This window comes from Streptomyces altiplanensis, from assembly GCF_053591575.1.
The window spans coordinates 152907-171382 of the sequence record NZ_JBSFUB010000005.1 but is presented as its reverse complement, the minus strand read 5'-3'; the positions used below and the strand labels follow the sequence as shown (position 1 = coordinate 171382).

The window sequence follows — 18476 nt, the reverse complement described above, 5'->3', positions numbered from 1 at the left end:
GCGGCGAGCGCCGCCAGCAGGGGCGCGGGCATGTCGAGCTCACCGAAGGTCTCGACCGCGGGCAGGGCCGGCGTGGTGCTGACCGGCAGGGCGAACTCGCCCTGCGGCGCGGAGGACCGGCGCTGGGCGGGCCGGCGGGAAGAGCCGGAAGACCCGGAGGAGCGGCCCGGCCCCGCCGGGCGGAAGCGCTCGCCGCGGTCGCTGGTGCGGCCGGCGAAGTTGCCGCCGGCGCGGGTACGGGAGAATCGGTCACGGTCGTTCGAACGTGCTGCGCGGTTCATCTGAACCTTTCCTCGATGGGCACGTTTCGAGGAATTCCGGGCAGCAGTGACTGCCGCAAGGAATCGCAAGAACGAGCCGGTAAATAAGAAGCCGAAATGAAGTCGGCCCGGAAGGGTTTGAATACCTTTCGGCCGGGCGCTTCGAAGTGGCTGGAATCCGTACGGAGAAAGCACGGACGGGGGCGGGGTCGACGGGAATCGTGGCCGACCGCTCATGAGTCGGTGGCGCTGTACGGCGACCGAGTCGGGGCAACGATTCGAAGCAACGAGACGGGGCCCGCACCCTCAGGTGCGGGCCCCGACCGTGTGTACGCGTCAGCGTCAGGCGGGAACGATGTTCTCGGCCTGCGGGCCCTTCTGGCCCTGCGTGACGTCGAAGGTCACCTTCTGGCCTTCCTGGAGCTCACGGAAGCCCTGGGTGGCGATGTTGGAGTAGTGGGCGAAGACGTCAGCGCCGCCGCCCTCCTGCTCGATGAAGCCGAAGCCCTTTTCTGCGTTGAACCACTTCACGGTGCCGGAAGCCATGTCATTCTCCTTTGGAGCAGTGCCGGAGGCCGCCCTGTGCGGACTCCGAGTCGCGTTGCCGCGATGATTGCCCCGTCCGGAAACAAAGCACCGGAAATACGAAAGTGCGCCCGCGGCATGGAGCCGTAGGAGCACTTGAAGTTTTGGGAACCACAACTGCAACTTGAGATCCACACTAGCACGGCGTCGCGGACGTGACCGGGGGTCTTTCGTCACATCCGCCGCGCCGCCATAAACTCTCCATGCAGGCCGCTTTAAATTCTGCAGCTGCCGCACTAGATATTCTGCTCCTGCTGTTCGGAACGGCCTGGCTCGCGCAGTTGTTCGTTCATGCGCAGGGCGTCTTCCAGCTGGTCCTCGAGGATGACGATCCGGCAGGCCGCGTCGATGGGGGTGCCCTGGTCGACCAGTTCCCGGGCGCGGGCGGCGACGCGCAGCTGGTAGCGGGAGTAGCGGCGGTGGCCGCCCTCGGAGCGCAGCGGGGTGATCAGCCGCGCTTCGCCGACGGCCCGCAGGAACGCGGGGGTGGTGCCGATCATCTCGGCGGCCCGGCCCATGGTGTAGGCGGGGAAGTCGTCGTCGTCGAAGCGGTCGGCCTTGGTGTTCTGGTGGGTCTCAGCGGTCACTTGCACCATCTTCTGTAGCGCTCGGAGCGGAACACTACGAGTGTGGCATGTCTGTTCCGGCCGTGACAGATATTCCGCCGCCGATGCGCCGGCGTGGACCCGCTCCGGCGTGCCGCGGACACTAGGGGGAAAGCGGTACGGGGGCGGCGCCGGGCCGCAGCCCGGTGTACACCTGCACGATGCCGGATGTCGGTCCGAGGGGCCGCAACGTGTTGGAAACCGTGTGGTGGGATGCTCAGGTGCCCCGACGTGCGCCCGAGGCGTGGGAGCAGGCGGCTTGACCGGCAAGGATGGGTAGGAAGACCAGATGGATAAGCAGCAGGAATTCGTGCTCCGTACGCTCGAGGAACGCGACATCCGGTTCGTGCGCCTGTGGTTCACCGACGTACTCGGCTTCCTGAAGTCGGTCGCGGTGGCCCCGGCCGAACTTGAACAGGCGTTCGACGAAGGCATCGGTTTCGACGGCTCCGCGATCGAGGGCTTCGCCCGCGTGTACGAGTCCGACATGATCGCCAAGCCGGATCCGGGCACCTTCCAGATCCTCCCGTGGCGGGCCGAGGCCCCCGGCACGGCCCGGATGTTCTGCGACATCCTGATGCCGGACGGCTCGCCGTCCTTCGCGGACCCGCGCTACGTGCTGAAGCGGATCCTCGCCAAGACCTCGGACCTCGGCTTCACCTTCTACACCCACCCCGAGATCGAGTTCTTCCTGCTGAAGAACAAGCCCCTGGACGGCACCCGGCCCACGCCCGCCGACAACTCGGGTTATTTCGACCACACCCCGCAGAACGTCGGCATGGACTTCCGCCGCCAGGCGATCACCATGCTGGAGTCCATGGGCATCTCGGTCGAGTTCAGCCACCACGAGGGCGCCCCGGGCCAGCAGGAGATCGACCTCCGTTACGCCGACGCGCTGTCGACCGCCGACAACATCATGACGTTCCGGCTGGTCATGAAGCAGGTGGCGCTGGAACAGGGCGTGCAGGCCACCTTCATGCCGAAGCCGTTCAGCGAATACCCGGGCTCGGGCATGCACACCCACCTCTCCCTCTTCGAGGGCGACCGCAACGCGTTCTACGAGTCGGGCTCGGAGTACCAGCTCTCCAAGGTCGGCCGTTCCTTCATCGCGGGCCTGCTCAAGCACGCCGCGGAGATCTCCGCCGTCACCAACCAGTGGGTCAACTCCTACAAGCGCATCTGGGGCGGCTCCACCCGCACGGCCGGCTCGGGCGGCGAGGCCCCGTCGTACATCTGCTGGGGCCACAACAACCGCTCCGCGCTGATCCGCGTCCCCATGTACAAGCCCGGCAAGACCGGCTCGGCGCGCGTCGAGGTCCGCTCGATCGACTCCGGCGCGAACCCGTACCTGACGTACGCCGTCCTGCTCGCCGCCGGGCTCAAGGGCATCGAGGAGGGCTACGAGCTCCCGCCGGGCGCCGACGACGACGTCTGGGCGCTGTCCGACGCCGAGCGCCGCGCGATGGGCATCGAGCCGCTGCCGCAGAACCTCGGCGAGGCCATCGCCCTGATGGAGCGCAGCGAACTGGTCGCCGAGACGCTGGGCGAGCACGTCTTCGACTTCTTCCTGCGCAACAAGAAGCAGGAGTGGGAGGAGTACCGCTCCGAGGTCACGGCCTTCGAGCTCCGCAAGAACCTGCCGGTGCTCTAGCGGCAGCCCGGGGCCGTCGGGGCCGGTGGCGTCATGCCGCCGGCCCCGGGCCGCCGCGGCCGGCGGCCGTCAGGGCCTCTCCGGCGCCTGTCCGGGCATAGAGCACCAGGCCCGCCGCGCGCTGCGCCCGCCCCGCTCCTCGGCCGCATGAACGCCACCTTCCGTTTCATGCTCGGCGGTGCGCTCGCCGTCGGCTCCGCGGTGGCGGGCGTGATCGGCGGGTTCGCCGGGGCGCACACGGCGCTGTGGGTGGGCGGCTGCTGCCTGGCGCCGGCCTTCGTGCCGGTCTTCCTCTCCCCGGTCCGTACGCGACGGGAGCTGCCCCGGGTGAGCACCGGGGCGGAGAAAAGCCGGTGCGGCGGGACCGGCGACGATGGGAGGGTGCGCGGATGAACCGATCACTGATCTCGCGGCTGGCCCATGCCAGTCACCCCGTCGCCGCCCCGCTCGACGACGAATCCGTGCGCCGCCTCCTCGGGCGGGCCGTCGTCCGGGGGGACGAGCGGCTGCTCGACCTCGGGTGCGGGCAGGCCGAATGGCTCGTACGGGCGCTGGTCGCGCATCCGGGGACGACGGCCGTGGGCGTCGACGTGTCGGCCGACGCGCTGGAGGAGGCACGCGAGCAGGCCGACGCGCGGGGCGTCGGGGACCGGCTGGTGCTGCATGAGCAGGATGCCGGGGCGTTCGCCTCGGAGCGGGGCTTCGACGTCGTGATGAGCGTGGGGGCCACCCACGCCTTCGGCGGGCTGACGGGCACGCTCGCCACGGCCCGCGAGCACCTCGCGCCCGGCGGCCGGGTGCTCGTCGGCGACGCGTACTGGGAGGCCGCGCCCAGCGCCGAGGCACGGGAGATGCTCGGGGAGTACGAGGATCTGGCCACGACCATGGACCGGGTGGCCGCGGACGGCTGGACGCCCGTGTTCGGGCACCTCAGCACCCGCCGGGAGCTGGACGACTACGAGTGGCACTGGACGGGGGCCCTGGCGGAGTGGGCCCTCGACCACCCCGGGGACCCCCTCGCCCGGGAGGCCCTCGCGGCGGCGGACCGGCACCGGTCCGAGTGGCTGCACGTGTACCGGGGCTGCTTCGGGTTCCACACGCTGGTGCTGCGGGCCACGCCGGCCGGCTGAAGCGGCCGGCCGGAGGGATCAGCCGAAGAGCCAGCGGGTCTGGCTGTAGACGCCCTTGCCGAAGCCGAAGGCCGTCGACGGGGCGACGCGGAACACCACGGCCCGGTCGCCCTCGCCCGCGCCCTGGAACGCCCCGTCGCGTACGTCGAAGTGCCAGTCCGGGCCGTACTTCGTCTCGTACGCCTCCGCCAGGCGCCGCAGGCGCGGCTCGTCGGTCTCCCGCGCAGCCTCGCCCTCGACCACCAGGTCGATCCCCTCGTGCAGGGTGTTCCTGCCGGTGGTCAGGACGACGTTCCGGTTGGCGGCGAGGTTCTTCGCCTTGCGTTCCGCCGGGCCCGTGCAGAAGTACAGCGCGTCGTCCTGCCAGACGGCCAGCAGCGGGGTGACGTGCGGGCGGCCGTCCGGGCGTACGGTCGTCAGCCAGAACAGCTCCGCCTGTGCCAGGCGCGCCACCGCGTCGGACCAGGAGGCCGCGGTCGCGCCCTCGTCGCTGTAACGGGGGTCCAGCCTGCTCTGCGGTTCCGGTTCCACGGTGTTTCCCTCTCGCTCGCGGTCCACCTCTCGTTACAGAGTCCTGTCGGCAGGGGCAGACCGCGAGCGGAACTCACCGGGCGTTCGTGCCCACCGGCTGCCAGCCGGAGGAGTCCCGGCCGCTCCAGTGGAGCCGGCCGTCCAGGGCCACCGCCGCCACCGAGGTGTTCCCCGCCGCGTCCGTGGCGGACGCGGGGGCTCCGCCGAAGAGGAAGCCGCCGCTCCTGTTCCAGCGCGGTGTGCCGGCGGGGCCGGTGGGAAGTTCGGCCGTGCCGAGCCGGCCCGAGCCGTCGCGGGCCGCCAGCAGGGTGCCCGCGGCGCTCACCGGGCCGAAGCCCGCCCGGCCGCCCAGGTCGATGACGCGCGGGGCCGCCGGGGCCGCGGCGGTCACCGCGCCCGGGGCGGTCCCGGCGGTGAAGCGGGCCGTCCGGACGGCGCCGGAGTCCGGCTTGCGGAAGTACAGGCGTACGCCGTCACCGTCCGGGCGGACGGTCGGCGGCAGCGGCGTCGCGGGCAGGGCGGTGGGCACGGGGCCGCGCATCGGGGCGCCGGGTGCGTCCTGGGTCCATACGACGGTCGACGTGAGGGTCTGCGCGAAGACGTAGTCGCGGCCCGCGCTGTCGGTGGCCGTGGCCGGGTCGCCGAACACCTGACGGCCGCCCAGCGCCCGCCAGGGCGCCCAGGTGCCGTCGGACAGCTGCGTACGGGAGCTGAGCCCGTGGTCACCGTCGCGGAGGTAGACCGTCGCCCGGCCCTCGCGGTCCACCGTCACCGCCGGGGCGCTGATGTCCAGGGACTCGGGCGCGTGGGCGGGGCGCGGCATGCCGAGGGCCTGCCAGGGGCCGAACGTGCCGCCCACGGTGCGCTGCACGGTGGTGACGACGTCCCTGCGGTAGCCGGCGGGGCCGTCGAAGGAGGTGCGGGTGCCGAAGAGGGCGATGCGGCCGTCGGGCAGCTTCTCGGAGGTGATGCCGCTGTCCAGGCCGGTTTCGCCGAGCAGCGTCGGACCGGTCCACACGGGCCGGTCTCCCGCCCCGGTGCCCGCCTCGCGGTGCCAGACCGCGAGGCGCGTGTCCAGCACCGCGAACGCCCACAGCTCGCCCTCCCGCGCGCCGCTCTGGAGCCACGAGGTGCTGGTGTTGCGCGAGTAGCGGATGCCGTACACCCAGCCGGGGCCCGTGGGCCGCCCCGCCACCTTGCGGTCGCCGCAGCCGGCCTCCGCGCCGCAGTAGTTGTCCGGGTAGTCGGTCCAGGCGTACGTCTCCAGCGTGTGCAGCTTCTCCCGCACGGCCTCGGGGCCCAGGACGTGCGGCAGGCTGCCGTTGAGGTAGCCGAGGTAGTTCTGGACGGTGAAGTGCGGGCGGCCGGCGGTTTCGCCGTACTCGCTGAGCGCCAGCTGGGCGAACCTGGCGCCGTACATGTGGTCCTGGTGGTCGGGGAGCATCTGCGGCGTGGTCTCGCGGCCGTTCGTCGGGTCCAGCATTCGTACGAACGTCGGCCGGAAGCGCTCCAGCACCCCGGTGATCGTCCGCACGACCTGGTCCCTGGAGTACGCGAAGGTCTCCTTGACCGGGGTGTCGGACGACAGGTGCGACTCCAGGGCCTGTATCCGGCCGTCCCACAGCCCGTGCAGGCTGTGCGGCCGGTCCGCGGCGCTGGCGCCCGCCTCGTGCAGCTGGAGCCAGACCAGGCTGACCTTCGGGTGCGCCTTCAGCGTGTCCAGCTCGGCCCAGCCGCCGCCCGCCGTGCGGATCGCGGAGCGCTTCCAGGGGCTGGTGCGGTCGCCGGTGGCCATCTCGGCGTACGCGGCGCGTATGCCGTTCTGCCGGGCCTCGGCGTACCGCATCTTGTCGGGGGCGGGCAGCGGGACGCCCTCGTTCTTGCCGCCGCGGAAGGAGTTGACCCCGTCCGCCTCGCCCGCCGTCAGGTAGACCGAGGTCAGGCTCTGGCCGGTGCGTATCGACTGGCTGAGGTCGGGGTTCATGAAGAACAGGTCGTCGTCCGGGTGGGAGAGGATCTGCACCACGGACTCGTGTGCGCCGCGGGACGGCCCGTCGGCGTCCGCCCGGCCCGCCGCGTCCACCGTGCCCGCGGTGTCGGCCGTGACGGTCCTGGCCGCCGTGGGACCGGAGGACGGCGGGACGGCGGGACGCGCGAGCTGGACGCCCGTCACCGCCAGCAGCAGCGTCGCGAGAGCGACGCTGGGCATGCTGCGGCGGGGCAGGCGGAAGGGACTACGGGCCCTGGGCGGCATAGGAACGGTGCTTTCGGTGTGCGGGGGTACGGCGTACGGAACGGGGTTGCGCCCAGGACGGCGCTGAACATCGCGCTGACTGTGGAGCAGAAGTGAAGAGAGTGGCACGGGGCATCCGGTTCACCGGCACCGAAAACCGGCGATGTTGTACATGTCACTGGCCTTTTCCGTCACAGCCCTTCTCCCAGGTCCGCAGGGTGGGAGGCCGTCTCGCCGCTCCTGCGGATAGGCTCGTGAGCCGGACCTTGACCGGGCGGCCGTACGGTCCGCGGGACGGCCGGAGCAGGAGGCACAATGTCGGCGCCGGGGCGCAGGAGCAGTACCTTCACACGGCTGCTGCGGCACGGTTTCACCGATCCGTCCGCCGCCGAGCGGCTCCTCGACGCCCCCGGGCTCGCGGCCGTACGGACCGACCCGGTGCTCCTGGACGCGCTCGGCGCGACCGCCGACCCCGACCTGGCGCTCCTCGGACTCGTACGGCTGGCCGAGGCGCAGGACGACGCCGGGCGGCGCGTCCTCCTCGACACCCTCGTCACCGCCAAGCCGCTGCGTGACCGGCTGCTCGGTGTGCTCGGCGCGTCGGAGGCGCTCGGCGACCACCTGGCGCGCCATCCGCACGACTGGCACGCGCTCGTCACGTACGAGGCGGCCGACCTGCACCCCGGGGTCGCCGAATTCGAGCGGTGCCTCGCCGGTGCCACCGACCCGGTGTCGCTGCGGGTCGCGTACCGGCGCTGCCTGCTGTCGATCGCGGCCCGCGACGTGTGCGGTACGACCGATGTCGCGCAGACCGCCGCCGAACTGGCCGACCTGGCGACGGCGACCCTGCGCGCCGCGCTCGCCATCGCCCGCGAGGCCGCCCCGCAGGACGCCGCCGCGTGCCGGCTCGCGGTGATCGCGATGGGCAAGTGCGGCGGCCACGAGCTGAACTACGTCTCCGACGTGGACGTGATCTTCGTGGCGGAGGCGCCGGAGGGGGCGCAGGGCGCCGACGAGGAGAAGGCGATCGGCGCCGCGACCCGGCTCGCCTCCCACCTGATGCGGATCTGCTCCGAGACGAACACCGAGGGCACGATCTGGCCGGTCGACGCGAACCTGCGGCCCGAGGGACGCAACGGGCCGCTGGTGCGGACGCTCTCCAGCCACCTCGCGTACTACCAGCGGTGGGCCAAGACCTGGGAGTTCCAGGCCCTGCTCAAGGCGCGGCCGGTGGCCGGCGACCTCGCGCTGGGCCTGGAGTACGTCGAGGCCGTGTCACCGCTCGTGTGGCAGGCCGCCGAGCGCGAGAACTTCGTGCCCGACGTGCAGAAGATGCGCCGCCGCGTCGTCGACAACATCCCCGCCGCGCAGGTGGACCGCGAGCTCAAGCTGGGGCCCGGCGGGCTGCGGGACGTCGAGTTCGCCGTACAGCTCCTCCAGCTGGTGCACGGGCGCAGCGACGCGACGCTGCACCACGGGTCGACGCTCGGGGCGCTGAAGGCACTCGCGGCGGGCGGGTACGTGGGGCGGGTGGACGCCGCGCAGCTGGACGAGGCGTACCGCTTCCTGCGCGCCATGGAGCACCGCATCCAGCTGTACCGGCTGCGCCGCACGCACCTCGTGCCGCAGGGCGAGGCCGACCTGCGGCGGCTCGGGCGCTCGCTCGGGCTGCGCACCGAGCCCGTCGCCGAGCTCGACCGGGCGTGGCGGCGGCACGCGGCGGTGGTGCGGCGGCTGCACGAGAAGATCTTCTACCGGCCGCTGCTCGACGCGGTCGCCCAGCTCGCGCCCGGCGAGATCCGGCTCAGCCCCAAGGCGGCGGGACAGCGGCTCGAAGCGCTGGGTTACGCCGATCCGGCCGCCGCGCTGCGGCATCTGGAGGCGCTCGCCTCCGGTGTGACGCGCAAGGCGGCCATCCAGCGGACGCTGCTCCCGGTGCTGCTGGGCTGGTTCGCGGACTCCGCCGACCCGGACGCCGGGCTGCTCGGCTTCCGGAAGGTGTCCGACGCGCTGGGCAAGACGCCGTGGTACCTGCGGCTGCTGCGGGACGAGGGGGCGGCGGCGGAGAACCTGGCGCGGGTCCTGTCGGCCGGGCGGCTCGCCCCCGACCTGCTGCTGCGGGCGCCGGAGGCGGTGGCGCTGCTCGGCGACCCGCAGGGGCTCAAGCCGCGCGGCCGGGCGCACCTGGAGCAGGAGGTGCTGGCCGCGGTCGGGCGGGCGGACGGTGCGGAGGCGGCGGTCGTGGCGGCGCGGGGGGTGCGGCGGCGGGAGCTGTTCCGTACCGCCGCAGGGGACATCATCGGGTCGTACGGAACCGAGGAGAGCCCGGCGGAGGAGGACCCCGGAGCGCTCGTCGACCGCGTCGGCAACGCCCTGACCGACCTCAACGCCGCCACGCTCGCCGGCGCGCTGCGGGCCGCCGTGCGGGAGCGGTGGGGGAACACGCTGCCGACGCGGTTCGCGGTGATCGGGATGGGACGCTTCGGCGGCCACGAGCTGAGCTACGGGTCCGACGCGGACGTTCTCTTCGTGCACGAGCCGCGCGAGGGCGCGGACGAGCAGGAGGCGGCGCGGGCCGCTAACACGGTCGTCGCCGAGATGCGGCGGCTGCTCCAGCTCCCCACCTCGGACCCGCCGTTGATGATCGACGCGGACCTGCGGCCGGAGGGCAAGAGCGGACCGATGGTGCGTACGCTCGCCTCCTACGCGGCGTACTACCGGCGGTGGTCGCTGGCCTGGGAGAGCCAGGCGCTGCTGCGCGCGGAGCCGGTGGCGGGGGACGCGGACCTCGGGCGGCGTTTCGTCGAGCTCGTCGATCCGCTGCGGTATCCGCGGGCGGGGCTCGGCGAGGAGGCGGTGCGCGAGATCCGGCGGCTCAAGGCGCGCATGGAGTCCGAGCGGATGCCGCGCGGCGCGGACCCGACGCTGCACGCGAAGCTGGGCCGGGGCGGGCTCAGCGACGTCGAGTGGACGGTCCAGCTGCTCCAGATGCGGCACGGGGCGGCGGAGCCGGGCCTGCGGACCACCCGTACGCGCGAGGCCCTCGCGGCGGCGCGCGAGGCGGACCTCATCGCGGCGGACGACGCGGCGGTGCTGGACGAGGCGTGGGTACTGGCGACGCGGGTGCGCAACGCGGTGATGCTGGTCCGGGGGAGGGCGGGCGACACGTTCCCCTCGGACGCGCGCGAACTGGGCGCGGTGGCCCGGTACCTGGGGTACGAGGCGGGGCACATGGGGGACATGCTCGACGACTACCGGCGCACGACGCGGCGCGCGCGGGCAGTCGTCGAGGAGCTGTTCTACGGGGGCTGAGGCCTACCGCGTCCAGTGCGCCGGGATGTGCGCGTCCAGCGCGGCGGCCCACTTCGCCGGGTCCATGTCCGCGTAGCCGAAGGTGGCCGGCGGCCAGCCGCCCGGGTGCAGATCGACGGCGTCCCCGCGGGCGACGAACACGGCCTCCGGCCCGGACCGTCCGCGCCCGGCGGACTCGGGGAAGAAGAAGCCGGTCTCCTGCCGGTGGGGCGCCACCCGCCGGCCCCGCACCCGGGCCGGCCAGGTGCCCACCTTCACCTCGGCCTCGACGTCCGCTCCGCCGCCCTGGACGGTCACGGTGCAGTGGAGCTGCTCGCCCGGGCGGACGACGGGGTTCTCGACCACCGTCCCGACGCTGGGCGCGTTGGTGCCGAGTGGGCTCAGAAACGTGCGGAACGCTATGAGAAGGGGCCCCCTCCCCGGACGTCCTGTCCGCCGGGCACTCTAGGCGGACGCATCCCCCAGCAGGCGACGGCAGTGCGCCATGAAGCCCTCCAGGGCCAGGTCGAACGCCGCGTGGGTGCGGTCGGGGCCGGCCGCCGCCAGGGCGCGGGCCAGCCACGGCGTCGCCGTCTCGTCCGGAAGCTCCCACATCGTCTCCGGCGCCGCCATGTCCAGCGCCGAGCCCAGCACCAGGTTCTCCAGCGCGCTGATCACGACCATCACGTCCGCCGGCCCGAAACCCGCGTCCAGCAGCAGCCGCGCGGCGCGCTCGTAGTGGCCGAGGACCTTCGGCGCGCGCACCGGTGAGGTCATGAGGAGCGGGATCGCGCGCGGGTGGGCGGCGAAGGCGGCGCGGTAGGAGCGGGCCCAGGCGGCCATCGCGGCGTCCCAGGGGCCGGTCTCCAGCGTCGAGGTGTCGATGGCGGAGGTGACCCGTACGCGCAGCAGCTCGACGATCCCGTCCCGGCCGTCGACGTGGTGGTAGACCGACCCGGTCTGCACTCCGAGCCGCCGTGCGATCTGCGGGACGCTGAATTCGCCCTGCTCGTCGACGAGCTCCAGCGCCGTCGTGGTGATGCGCTCCCTGTCCAGCAGTGGTGTGCGCGGCCGGCCCATGTCTGTTCCCCTTCGGTCTCGGGTCGCTTCCAGGTCTTCCCGGATGACCATCCGGAGGCTACATTGCCGAAACCGAAAGCCTTTAGGTTTCCGGTCGCCCCTGCCTCCCCGCCTGCCGCAGAAGGGCCTGCCCCCGCATGTCTGTGACCCCCCAGACCTCCCCGAGCTCCCCGAGCTCCCCGAGCTCCCGGGACGAGAGAACCGGACCGGCCGCCGGGCCGCCCACCCTCCGCCGCGCCACCCTCGGCACCTCGGACATCGTCTTCTTCGTCGTCTCGGCCGCCGCCCCGCTCACCGTCATGGCCGGCGTCGCCCCGCTCGCCGTCATGCTCGGCGGTGTCGGCGCCCCGGCCGGTTACCTCATGGCCGGCATCACCCTCGCCGTCTTCGCCGTCGGGTTCACCACCATGACCCGGTACGTACGCCACGGCGGCGGCTTCTACGCGTACATCAGCCGGGGCCTCGGCCGCCCCGTCGGCATGGGCGCCGCGCTGCTCGCCCTGATCGGCTACAACGGCATGGAGATCGGCGTCTACGGCCTGCTCGGCAGCGCCACCCAGGACACCGCCGAGTCCCTGTGGGGCATCGACATCCCGTGGCTCCCGGTGTCCGTCGCCGGGCTCCTGCTCGTCTGGTACCTCGGCTACCGGTCCATCGACTTCGGCGCCAAGGTCCTCGGCGTACTCCTCCTCGCCGAGACCGGCATCCTCGTGCTGCTGGCCGGCGGCGTCCTGCTGGACGGCGGGGCCCAGGGGCTCTCCGCCGACTCCTTCGCCCCCGGCAACATCGTGGCGCCCGGCATGATCGCCGTCCTCGCCATGGCCTTCGCCGCGTTCACCGGCTTCGAGTCCACCGCGATCTACCGCCGCGAGGCCCGCGATCCCGGCCGTACGATCCCGCGCGCCACCTACGTCGCCGTCGCCTTCCTCGGCCTCTTCTACGCCTTCGTCGTCTGGACCGTCATCCAGGCCTACGGCTCCGACAAGGTCGTCCAGGCCGCCACAGACGACCCCGGCGGCCTCTTCTTCACCGCCATCACCACCTACGTCGGCGGCTGGGCCGCGGACCTGATGCACATCCTCATCGTCACCAGCGTCATCGCCTCCCTCCTCGCCTTCCACAACGCCATCAACCGGTACGGGCTCTCCCTCGCGGAGGAGAACGTCCTGCCCGCCGCGCTCGGCAGGGTCCACCCCCGCCACCGCTCGCCCCACCTCGCCGGCGCCGCGCAGACCGCCCTCGGCCTGGTCGTCGTACTCGGCTTCGCCGCGGCCGGGGCGGACCCGTACACCGAGCTGCTGCTGTGGGTGAACACCCCCGGCATGATCGGCCTGATGGCGCTGCAACTGCTGGCCGCCATCGCCGTGCCGTTCTTCTTCCGGCGCGTCAGCCACACCGAGAACATCTGGCGCACCACCATCGCCCCCGCAGCGGCCGCCGTGCTGCTCGCCACCGCGCTCTTCCTCGTGACGAGGAACGTCGACCTGTTCTCGGGGGCGACCACCGGCGTCAACATCGTCCTCGTCTCCGTCGTGCCCGCCGTCTTCCTCCTGGGCATCGCCCTCGCCCTGCGCCTGCGCCGCAGCAGGCCCCAGGTGTACGCCGGCTTCGCCGCAGAACCGAACGAGTGAGAAAGCAGAGAAACATGCCCGCAGCCGACCTCGTCCTCACCGACGCCCGCGTCCGCACCCTCGACCCCGACCGCCCCGAGGCCACCGCCGTGGCCGTGAAGGACGGCCTGATCGTCGCCGTCGGCGGCGAGCCGGACGTACAGGACTGGCGCGGCCCCGGCACCGAGACCGTCGGCCTGGCCGGGGCCACCCTGACCCCCGGCCTGGTCGACAGCCACAGCCACCCCGTGTGGGGCCTGGAGATGTCCACCGGACTCGACCTCTCCGCCGTACGCGACCTCGACGCGCTGCGCGCCGCCCTCGCCGGCGCCGACCGCCACGAGGGCTGGATCACCGCCTGGGGCCTCGACCACAACGCCTTCGGCGGCCGCCCCGTCGACCGCGCCCTCATCGAGGACGCCGTGGCCGACGCCCCCGCCTTCATCCGCCTCTACGACGGCCACTCGGCCCTGGCCAGCGGCGCCGCACTCGACGCCGCCGGGATCACCGGGCCGCGCACCTTCGCGCAGCGCTCGGAGATCGTCTGCGACGCCGACGGCCGCCTCACCGGGCACCTGATCGAGCACGCCGCCATGGAACTGGTCGGCGCCAGGGTGCCCAGGCCGTCGTACGCCGAGCGCCGCGCCCGCCTCGGCGAGCTGCTCTCCGCGATGGCCGCCACCGGCCTGACCGGCGCCCATGTGATGGACCTCGGCGGCGACGCCCTGGAGCTGCTCCGGGCGGCCGAGGAGACGGACGACCTGCCCGTACGGCTGCTCCTCGCCCCGTGGTGCATGCCGGGCGCGGACACCGCCGAGCTCGACGAGCTCGTCGCCCTCCAGAAGGAAGCGGGCCGCCTCTGGCGCGTCGGCGGCGTCAAGTTCTTCATGGACGGCACGGTCGAGGGCGGCACCGCCTGGCTGGAGCACGCCGACTGCCACGGCCAGGGCACCGAAGCGTTCTGGCCGGACCCGGCGGCGTACACCGGGGCGGTGCGCCACCTCCACGAGGCAGGGGTGCGCACCGCCACCCACGCCATCGGTGACGCCGCCGTGCGCCACGTCCTGGACACCGTCGCGTCCCTCGGCCCGAGCGGGCGGCTGCGCCACCGCATCGAGCACATCGAGACCGTCCCCGGGGACCAGATCGCCCGCTTCGCCGAGCTCGGCGTGATCGCCTCGATGCAGCCGCCCCACACCGCGTACACCCGCGCCGACCACACCGACGAATGGTCGAAGCGCCTCGGCGGCGAACGCGCGGCCCGCGCCTGGCGCTGCCGCGACCTGCGCGACGCCGGCGCCGTCCTGGCCCTCGGCTCGGACTGGCCCATCGCCCACTACGACGCACGCCAGGTACTGGCCACCGCCCGAGCCCCGCGCGGCGCCGCCGGGGCCGGCCGTGCGCTGACCGGCCTGATGGCGCTGGAGGGCTGCACCACGCACGCGGCGGTGGCGGCGGGCGAGCAGACCGTCTCGGGCCGCATCGCCCCGGGCCTGCGGGCCGACCTGGCGGCCTTCGGCCTGGACCCGGTGGAGGCACCGGCCGACGAGGTGGCACAGGCACCCGTACGCCTGACCGTGGCCGGCGGCAGGATCACGCACCGGGGCTGACCCGGCGCGGGCACCGCTCCTTCGGCTACGCCCGGACCGGCCACACCCGGCGGCCGGTCCGGGGCCGCGACACGTCCTCGTCGACCAGCTTCGGCAGGCGGTGCGGCAGGGCGCCGTACCAGACACCGCTGAGGGCGTAACCGAAGGAGAGGCAGAGCATGCCGCCGACCGCGTCCAGCCAGAAGTGGTTGGCGGTGGCGACGATCACGACCAGGGTGGCCGTCGGGTAGAGCAGGCCGAGGATCCTCACCCAGGGGACGGTGGCCACGGCGAAGATCGTCAGGCCGCACCAGAGGGACCAGCCGATGTGCATCGAGGGCATCGCGGCGTACTGGTTCGACATGTTCTTGAAGTTGCCCGAAGCCATCGAGCCCCACGTCTGGTGCACCAGGACCGTGTCGATGAAGCCGTGCCCGTTCATCAGGCGGGGCGGCGCCAGGGGGTACAGGTAGTAACCGAGCAGGGCGATGCCCGTGGTCGCGAAGAGGACGAGGCGGGTCGCCGCGTAACGGCCGGGATGCCAGCGGAAAAGCCAGACCAGGACGCCGATCGTGACGATGAAGTGCAGCGTCGCGTAGTAGTAGTTCATCGACACGACGAGCCATGTCACCGAGTTCACGGCGCGATTGACCGTCTCCTCGACCGCTATCCCGAGGGTCTGCTCGGCCTGCCAGATCCAGTCCGCGTTGCGCAGGGCCGCGGCCTTCTGCTCCGGCACGGCGTTGCGGATCAGCGAGTACGTCCAGTAACTGACCGCGATCAGCAGGATCTCGAACCAGATCCGCGGACGGCGGGGCGAGCGAAGCCTCTTCAGGGCCGCCGACCGTGCGGACGGCTGATGCTGCTCGTCGTCCGCGCTGGGTGAGAGGGCGGTGGCCGCCCGGCCTTCCACAGTCTTCACGGTCAGTTCACCCATGGGGAGAGAGTCTGCCAGATGAGGACCACCCCTCCGATCATCCTCCGGTCGGGTGGTGCTCGCACGTGCTCAGCCCTACGGACGAGGCCCCGACGCCGTTGAACCACGTACTACCAGCTCGGGCATGAAGACGAACTCGCTGGGCGGCGCAGGGGTGCCGCCGACCTCTTCGAGGAGGGTGCGGACCGCGGCCTGCCCCATCGCCGTCACCGGCTGCCTGATGGTCGTCAGGGGAGGGTCGGTGAACGCTATGAGCGGCGAATCGTCGAAGCCGACCACCGAGACGTCACGCGGTACGTCGAGGCCCAGACGGCGGGCGGCGCGGATCGCCCCCAGCGCCATCATGTCGCTGGCGCACACGATCGCCGTACAGCCCCGCTCGATGAGGGCCGAGGCGGCGGCCTGGCCGCCCTCCAGGGTGTAGAGCGAGTGCTGGATCCGCTCCTCCGCCTCCTCCGGGGTGAGGCCGAGCCTCTCCTGCATGGCGGTCCGGAACCCCTCGATCTTGCGGAGTACGGGAACGAACCGCTTCGGGCCGACGGCCAGACCGATCCCGGTGTGGCCCAGCGACGCCAGGTGCGTCACGGCCAGCCGCATCGCCGCCCGGTCGTCGGGCGAGATGAAGGGCGCCTGGACCTTCGGCGAGAAGCCGTTGACCAGGACGAAGGGGACACCCTGGGCGCGCAGCTGTTCGTAGCGCTGCATGTCGGCGGTGGTGTCCGCGTGGAGCCCGGAGACGAAGATGATGCCGGAGACACCGCGGTCCACGAGCATCTCGGTGAGCTCGTCCTCGGTGGAGCCGCCGGGGGTCTGGGTGGCGAGGACGGGGGTGTAGCCCTGGCGGGTCAGGCCCTGGCCGATGACCTGGGCGAGGGCCGGGAAGATCGGGTTCTCGAGCTCGGGGGTTATGAGGCCGACCAGTCCCGCGCTGCGCCTGCGCAGGCGGACGGGGCGCTCGTATCCGAGGACGTCGAGCGCGGCAAGTACGGATTCGCGGGTGGCCGCGGCAACCCCCGGCTTGCCGTTGAGCACACGGCTGACCGTCGCTTCACTGACCCCCGCCTGGGCTGCGATGTCGGCAAGCCGTGCGGTCATGGGAGTGGACTGTACCGGGCGCATGTCAGATTGCCCACCAAGCGCAGGAATCGGGCGGGAGAGTGACGGCGCCGGCGTGCGTGGCGGGAGCCTCGGAGGCGATCAGGAGGCGCCCCGGAGCGGGGAGTTCGGCGGGGCGGGCCGTGGCGTTGAGCGTGCAGACGAAGCCGGGGCGGCCGAAGACCAGCAGGCCGTCGGGGGCCTGCCGCCAGGTGATCGGTCCGTCTCCCAGCCCCGGGAGCTCGCGGCGCAGGGCCAGCGCGGAGCGGTAGAGCTCCAGGGTGGAGTGCGGGTCACCGGTCTGGGCCTCGACGGTCAGGTCCTTCCAGGTGTCGGGCTGCGGCAGCCAGGAGGGGGCGGCGGACTCGGGGGAGAAGCCGTACGGCGGCGCGTCGCCCGACCAGGGCATCGGCACCCTGCATCCGTCGCGCAGGCCGTCCTGGCCGTCGCTGCGGAAGAAGGACGGGTCCTGGCGGACCGCGTCGGGCAGGTCGGTGACCTCGGGCAGCCCCAGCTCCTCGCCCTGGTAGAGGTACGCCGAACCGGGCAGCGCCAGCATCAGCAGCGCGGCGGCGCGGGCCCGGCGCAGGCCCAGCGCCTCGTCCCCGCCGCCGTAACGGGTGGGGTGGCGGACCACGTCGTGGTTGGACAGGACCCAGGTGGTGGGGGCTTCGACCAGGGTGGTCGCGGCGAGCGACGCCTCGATGACGGCGCGCATCGCCCGCGCGTCCCACGGACAGTTCAGGAACTGGAAGTTGAACGCCTGGTGCAGCTCGTCGGGGCGCACGTACAGGGCGAGCCGCTCGGGGGTGGGGGCCCACGCCTCCGCGACACCGATGCGCTCGCCGTCGTACGAGTCCAGCAGCCTGCGCCAGGAGCGGTGGATGTCGTGCACGCCGTCCTGGTCGAAGAACGGCAGGACCTGGGAGCCGATCATCTTGGCCTGTTCCCGGGCGCCGATGTCCGGCAGCCCCTCCGCCTTGATCATGCCGTGCGCGACGTCGACCCGGAAGCCGTCCACGCCCAGGCCCAGCCAGAAGCGCAGGATCGACTCGAACTCCTCGTGGACCTCGGGGTTGTGCCAGTTGAGGTCGGGCTGCTGGGGCGCGAAGAGGTGCAGGTACCAGTCGCCGTCGGGGACGCGGGTCCAGGCGGGGCCGCCGAAGACCGACTCCCAGTCGTTGGGCGGGAGTTCGCCGGCGGCGCCCCGGCCGGGGTGGAAGTGGTAGCGGTCGCGGGCGGGGCCGTCCTGCTGGTCCGCCAGGGCGGCGCGGAACCACGCGTGCTGGTCGGAGGTGTGGTTCGGGACGACGTCGACGATCACCCGCAGGTTCAGGTCGTGCGCCGCGTTGATCAGTTCCGCGGCGTCGTCGAGGGTGCCGAAGAGCGGGTCGACGGTGCGGTAGTCGGCGACGTCGTAACCGCCGTCGGCCTGCGGCGAGGCGTAGAAGGGGGTCAGCCAGACCGCGTCGGCGCCCAGGGCCGCCACATGCGGCAGGCGCTCGCGGATTCCGCGCAGATCGCCGATGCCGTCGCCGTCGCTGTCCGCGAAGGAGCGCACGTACACCTGGTAGATGACGGCGTCGCGCCACCAGCCGCGCGCCGGGGTCGTCCGGGTGGATGCGAGCTCCTGCGTCATGAAGGTCCCTCTCGTACGGGCGGGCTGGATCGGTCACTACGAGATCAACGCGGACAGATCCTGAAAGTAACAGCTCTGCAAGTCTTTGCGGTAGTGCTTGCAGGGTCGGCCGCGAGCCGTTAAGTCCTCTCCTGCCTGCCTGACAAGGGGTTCGATGGCAACTGTGAGGACACGCCGTTGTAACGATCGGCTGTTCTTGCGGAAAATCTTCGCAAGCTCTTTCGGACTTCTTTCATCCTT

Annotated in this window: 15 protein-coding genes and 1 pseudogene; 6 read left to right on the top strand and 10 right to left on the bottom strand. The window is 72.4% G+C overall.

Annotated elements, in window-relative coordinates; all coding sequences use genetic code 11:
• From ACWD0Y_RS04010 to ACWD0Y_RS04000, 3 genes and pseudogenes are all read right to left on the bottom strand, one after another.
• Nucleotides 1–281 (bottom strand): annotated as a pseudogene (locus tag ACWD0Y_RS04010) (DEAD/DEAH box helicase); the annotation flags it as partial.
• A 321-nt stretch (nt 282–602) separates the two neighbouring features.
• Nucleotides 603–806, bottom strand: a complete 204-nt coding sequence (locus tag ACWD0Y_RS04005) for a cold-shock protein (RefSeq protein ID WP_028811307.1) — start codon at nt 804–806, stop codon at nt 603–605.
• Nucleotides 807–1081: 275 nt separating this feature from the next.
• Nucleotides 1082–1441, bottom strand: a complete 360-nt coding sequence (locus ACWD0Y_RS04000; protein ID WP_450258890.1) for a MerR family transcriptional regulator — start codon at nt 1439–1441, stop codon at nt 1082–1084.
• A 298-nt stretch (nt 1442–1739) separates the two neighbouring features.
• Here ACWD0Y_RS04000 and ACWD0Y_RS03995 point away from each other — a divergent pair, with 298 nt between their 5' ends.
• The 3 genes from ACWD0Y_RS03995 to ACWD0Y_RS03985 all read left to right on the top strand — a co-directional run bounded on the left by ACWD0Y_RS03995 (nt 1740) and on the right by ACWD0Y_RS03985 (nt 4231).
• Nucleotides 1740–3101: a glutamine synthetase family protein gene (locus tag ACWD0Y_RS03995; RefSeq protein ID WP_093801124.1), complete on the top strand. Its 1362-nt coding sequence runs from the start codon at nt 1740–1742 to the stop codon at nt 3099–3101.
• A 147-nt stretch (nt 3102–3248) separates the two neighbouring features.
• Nucleotides 3249–3494: a hypothetical protein gene (locus ACWD0Y_RS03990; protein ID WP_450258889.1), complete on the top strand. Its 246-nt coding sequence runs from the start codon at nt 3249–3251 to the stop codon at nt 3492–3494.
• A complete protein-coding gene (locus tag ACWD0Y_RS03985) occupies nt 3491–4231 on the top strand; it encodes an SAM-dependent methyltransferase (protein ID WP_450258888.1) in 741 nt (246 codons plus the stop codon). Before ACWD0Y_RS03990 ends, ACWD0Y_RS03985 begins: the two co-directional genes overlap by 4 nt.
• Nucleotides 4232–4249: 18 nt before the next feature.
• On the opposite strand, the gene ACWD0Y_RS03980 is transcribed toward ACWD0Y_RS03985, so the two are convergent.
• Entirely contained in the window at nt 4250–4762 is a 513-nt protein-coding gene (locus tag ACWD0Y_RS03980) for a pyridoxamine 5'-phosphate oxidase family protein (protein ID WP_450258887.1), read from the bottom strand.
• A 73-nt stretch (nt 4763–4835) separates the two neighbouring features.
• Complete coding sequence (locus ACWD0Y_RS03975) at nt 4836–6971, bottom strand: PIG-L family deacetylase (protein WP_450258886.1); 2136 nt, start codon at nt 6969–6971, stop codon at nt 4836–4838.
• Between the two features lie 339 nt (nt 6972–7310).
• Here ACWD0Y_RS03975 and ACWD0Y_RS03970 point away from each other — a divergent pair, with 339 nt between their 5' ends.
• Entirely contained in the window at nt 7311–10307 is a 2997-nt protein-coding gene (locus ACWD0Y_RS03970; RefSeq protein WP_450258885.1) for a bifunctional [glutamine synthetase] adenylyltransferase/[glutamine synthetase]-adenylyl-L-tyrosine phosphorylase, read from the top strand.
• Nucleotides 10308–10310: 3 nt separating this feature from the next.
• Here ACWD0Y_RS03970 and ACWD0Y_RS03965 read toward each other — a convergent pair whose 3' ends face one another.
• Both ACWD0Y_RS03965 and ACWD0Y_RS03960 read right to left on the bottom strand, forming a co-directional pair.
• The gene (locus ACWD0Y_RS03965; protein ID WP_450258900.1) at nt 10311–10691 is read right to left on the bottom strand and encodes a sporulation protein; all 381 of its coding nucleotides are present in this window, start codon (nt 10689–10691) and stop codon (nt 10311–10313) included.
• Nucleotides 10692–10751: 60 nt separating this feature from the next.
• Complete coding sequence (locus ACWD0Y_RS03960; protein ID WP_450258884.1) at nt 10752–11366, bottom strand: TetR/AcrR family transcriptional regulator C-terminal domain-containing protein; 615 nt, start codon at nt 11364–11366, stop codon at nt 10752–10754.
• Between the two features lie 137 nt (nt 11367–11503).
• Between ACWD0Y_RS03960 and ACWD0Y_RS03955 the strand changes: the two genes are divergently transcribed.
• Both ACWD0Y_RS03955 and ACWD0Y_RS03950 read left to right on the top strand, forming a co-directional pair.
• Nucleotides 11504–12997, top strand: a complete 1494-nt coding sequence (locus ACWD0Y_RS03955) for an APC family permease (protein ID WP_450258883.1) — start codon at nt 11504–11506, stop codon at nt 12995–12997.
• 14 nt (nt 12998–13011) lie between these two features.
• A complete protein-coding gene (locus ACWD0Y_RS03950; RefSeq protein WP_450258882.1) occupies nt 13012–14586 on the top strand; it encodes an amidohydrolase in 1575 nt (524 codons plus the stop codon).
• Between the two features lie 25 nt (nt 14587–14611).
• Here the strand turns inward: ACWD0Y_RS03950 and ACWD0Y_RS03945 are convergent, their stop codons facing one another.
• From ACWD0Y_RS03945 to ACWD0Y_RS03935, 3 genes are all read right to left on the bottom strand, one after another.
• Nucleotides 14612–15502, bottom strand: a complete 891-nt coding sequence (locus tag ACWD0Y_RS03945) for a phosphatase PAP2 family protein (RefSeq protein ID WP_450258881.1) — start codon at nt 15500–15502, stop codon at nt 14612–14614.
• 75 nt (nt 15503–15577) lie between these two features.
• Complete coding sequence (locus ACWD0Y_RS03940) at nt 15578–16597, bottom strand: LacI family DNA-binding transcriptional regulator (RefSeq protein ID WP_093801153.1); 1020 nt, start codon at nt 16595–16597, stop codon at nt 15578–15580.
• A 25-nt stretch (nt 16598–16622) separates the two neighbouring features.
• Nucleotides 16623–18236: a glycoside hydrolase family 13 protein gene (locus ACWD0Y_RS03935; protein ID WP_450258880.1), complete on the bottom strand. Its 1614-nt coding sequence runs from the start codon at nt 18234–18236 to the stop codon at nt 16623–16625.
• Nucleotides 18237–18476 lie beyond the last annotated feature (240 nt).

Bases quoted from the DNA above. Each gene is read 5' to 3' on its own strand.
- ACWD0Y_RS03995 (WP_093801124.1), top strand. From the start codon at position 1,740: ATGGATAAGCAGCAGGAATTCGTGCTCCGTACGCTCGAGGAACGCGAC.
- ACWD0Y_RS04005 (WP_028811307.1), bottom strand. From the start codon at position 806: ATGGCTTCCGGCACCGTGAAGTGGTTCAACGCAGAAAAGGGCTTCGGC.
- ACWD0Y_RS03945 (WP_450258881.1), bottom strand. From the start codon at position 15,502: ATGGGTGAACTGACCGTGAAGACTGTGGAAGGCCGGGCGGCCACCGCC.
- ACWD0Y_RS03955 (WP_450258883.1), top strand. From the start codon at position 11,504: ATGTCTGTGACCCCCCAGACCTCCCCGAGCTCCCCGAGCTCCCCGAGC.
- ACWD0Y_RS03940 (WP_093801153.1), bottom strand. From the start codon at position 16,597: ATGACCGCACGGCTTGCCGACATCGCAGCCCAGGCGGGGGTCAGTGAA.
- ACWD0Y_RS03990 (WP_450258889.1), top strand. From the start codon at position 3,249: ATGAACGCCACCTTCCGTTTCATGCTCGGCGGTGCGCTCGCCGTCGGC.
- ACWD0Y_RS03960 (WP_450258884.1), bottom strand. From the start codon at position 11,366: ATGGGCCGGCCGCGCACACCACTGCTGGACAGGGAGCGCATCACCACG.
- ACWD0Y_RS04000 (WP_450258890.1), bottom strand. From the start codon at position 1,441: ATGGTGCAAGTGACCGCTGAGACCCACCAGAACACCAAGGCCGACCGC.
- ACWD0Y_RS03970 (WP_450258885.1), top strand. From the start codon at position 7,311: ATGTCGGCGCCGGGGCGCAGGAGCAGTACCTTCACACGGCTGCTGCGG.
- ACWD0Y_RS03935 (WP_450258880.1), bottom strand. From the start codon at position 18,236: ATGACGCAGGAGCTCGCATCCACCCGGACGACCCCGGCGCGCGGCTGG.
- ACWD0Y_RS03975 (WP_450258886.1), bottom strand. From the start codon at position 6,971: ATGCCCAGCGTCGCTCTCGCGACGCTGCTGCTGGCGGTGACGGGCGTC.
- ACWD0Y_RS03950 (WP_450258882.1), top strand. From the start codon at position 13,012: ATGCCCGCAGCCGACCTCGTCCTCACCGACGCCCGCGTCCGCACCCTC.
- ACWD0Y_RS03985 (WP_450258888.1), top strand. From the start codon at position 3,491: ATGAACCGATCACTGATCTCGCGGCTGGCCCATGCCAGTCACCCCGTC.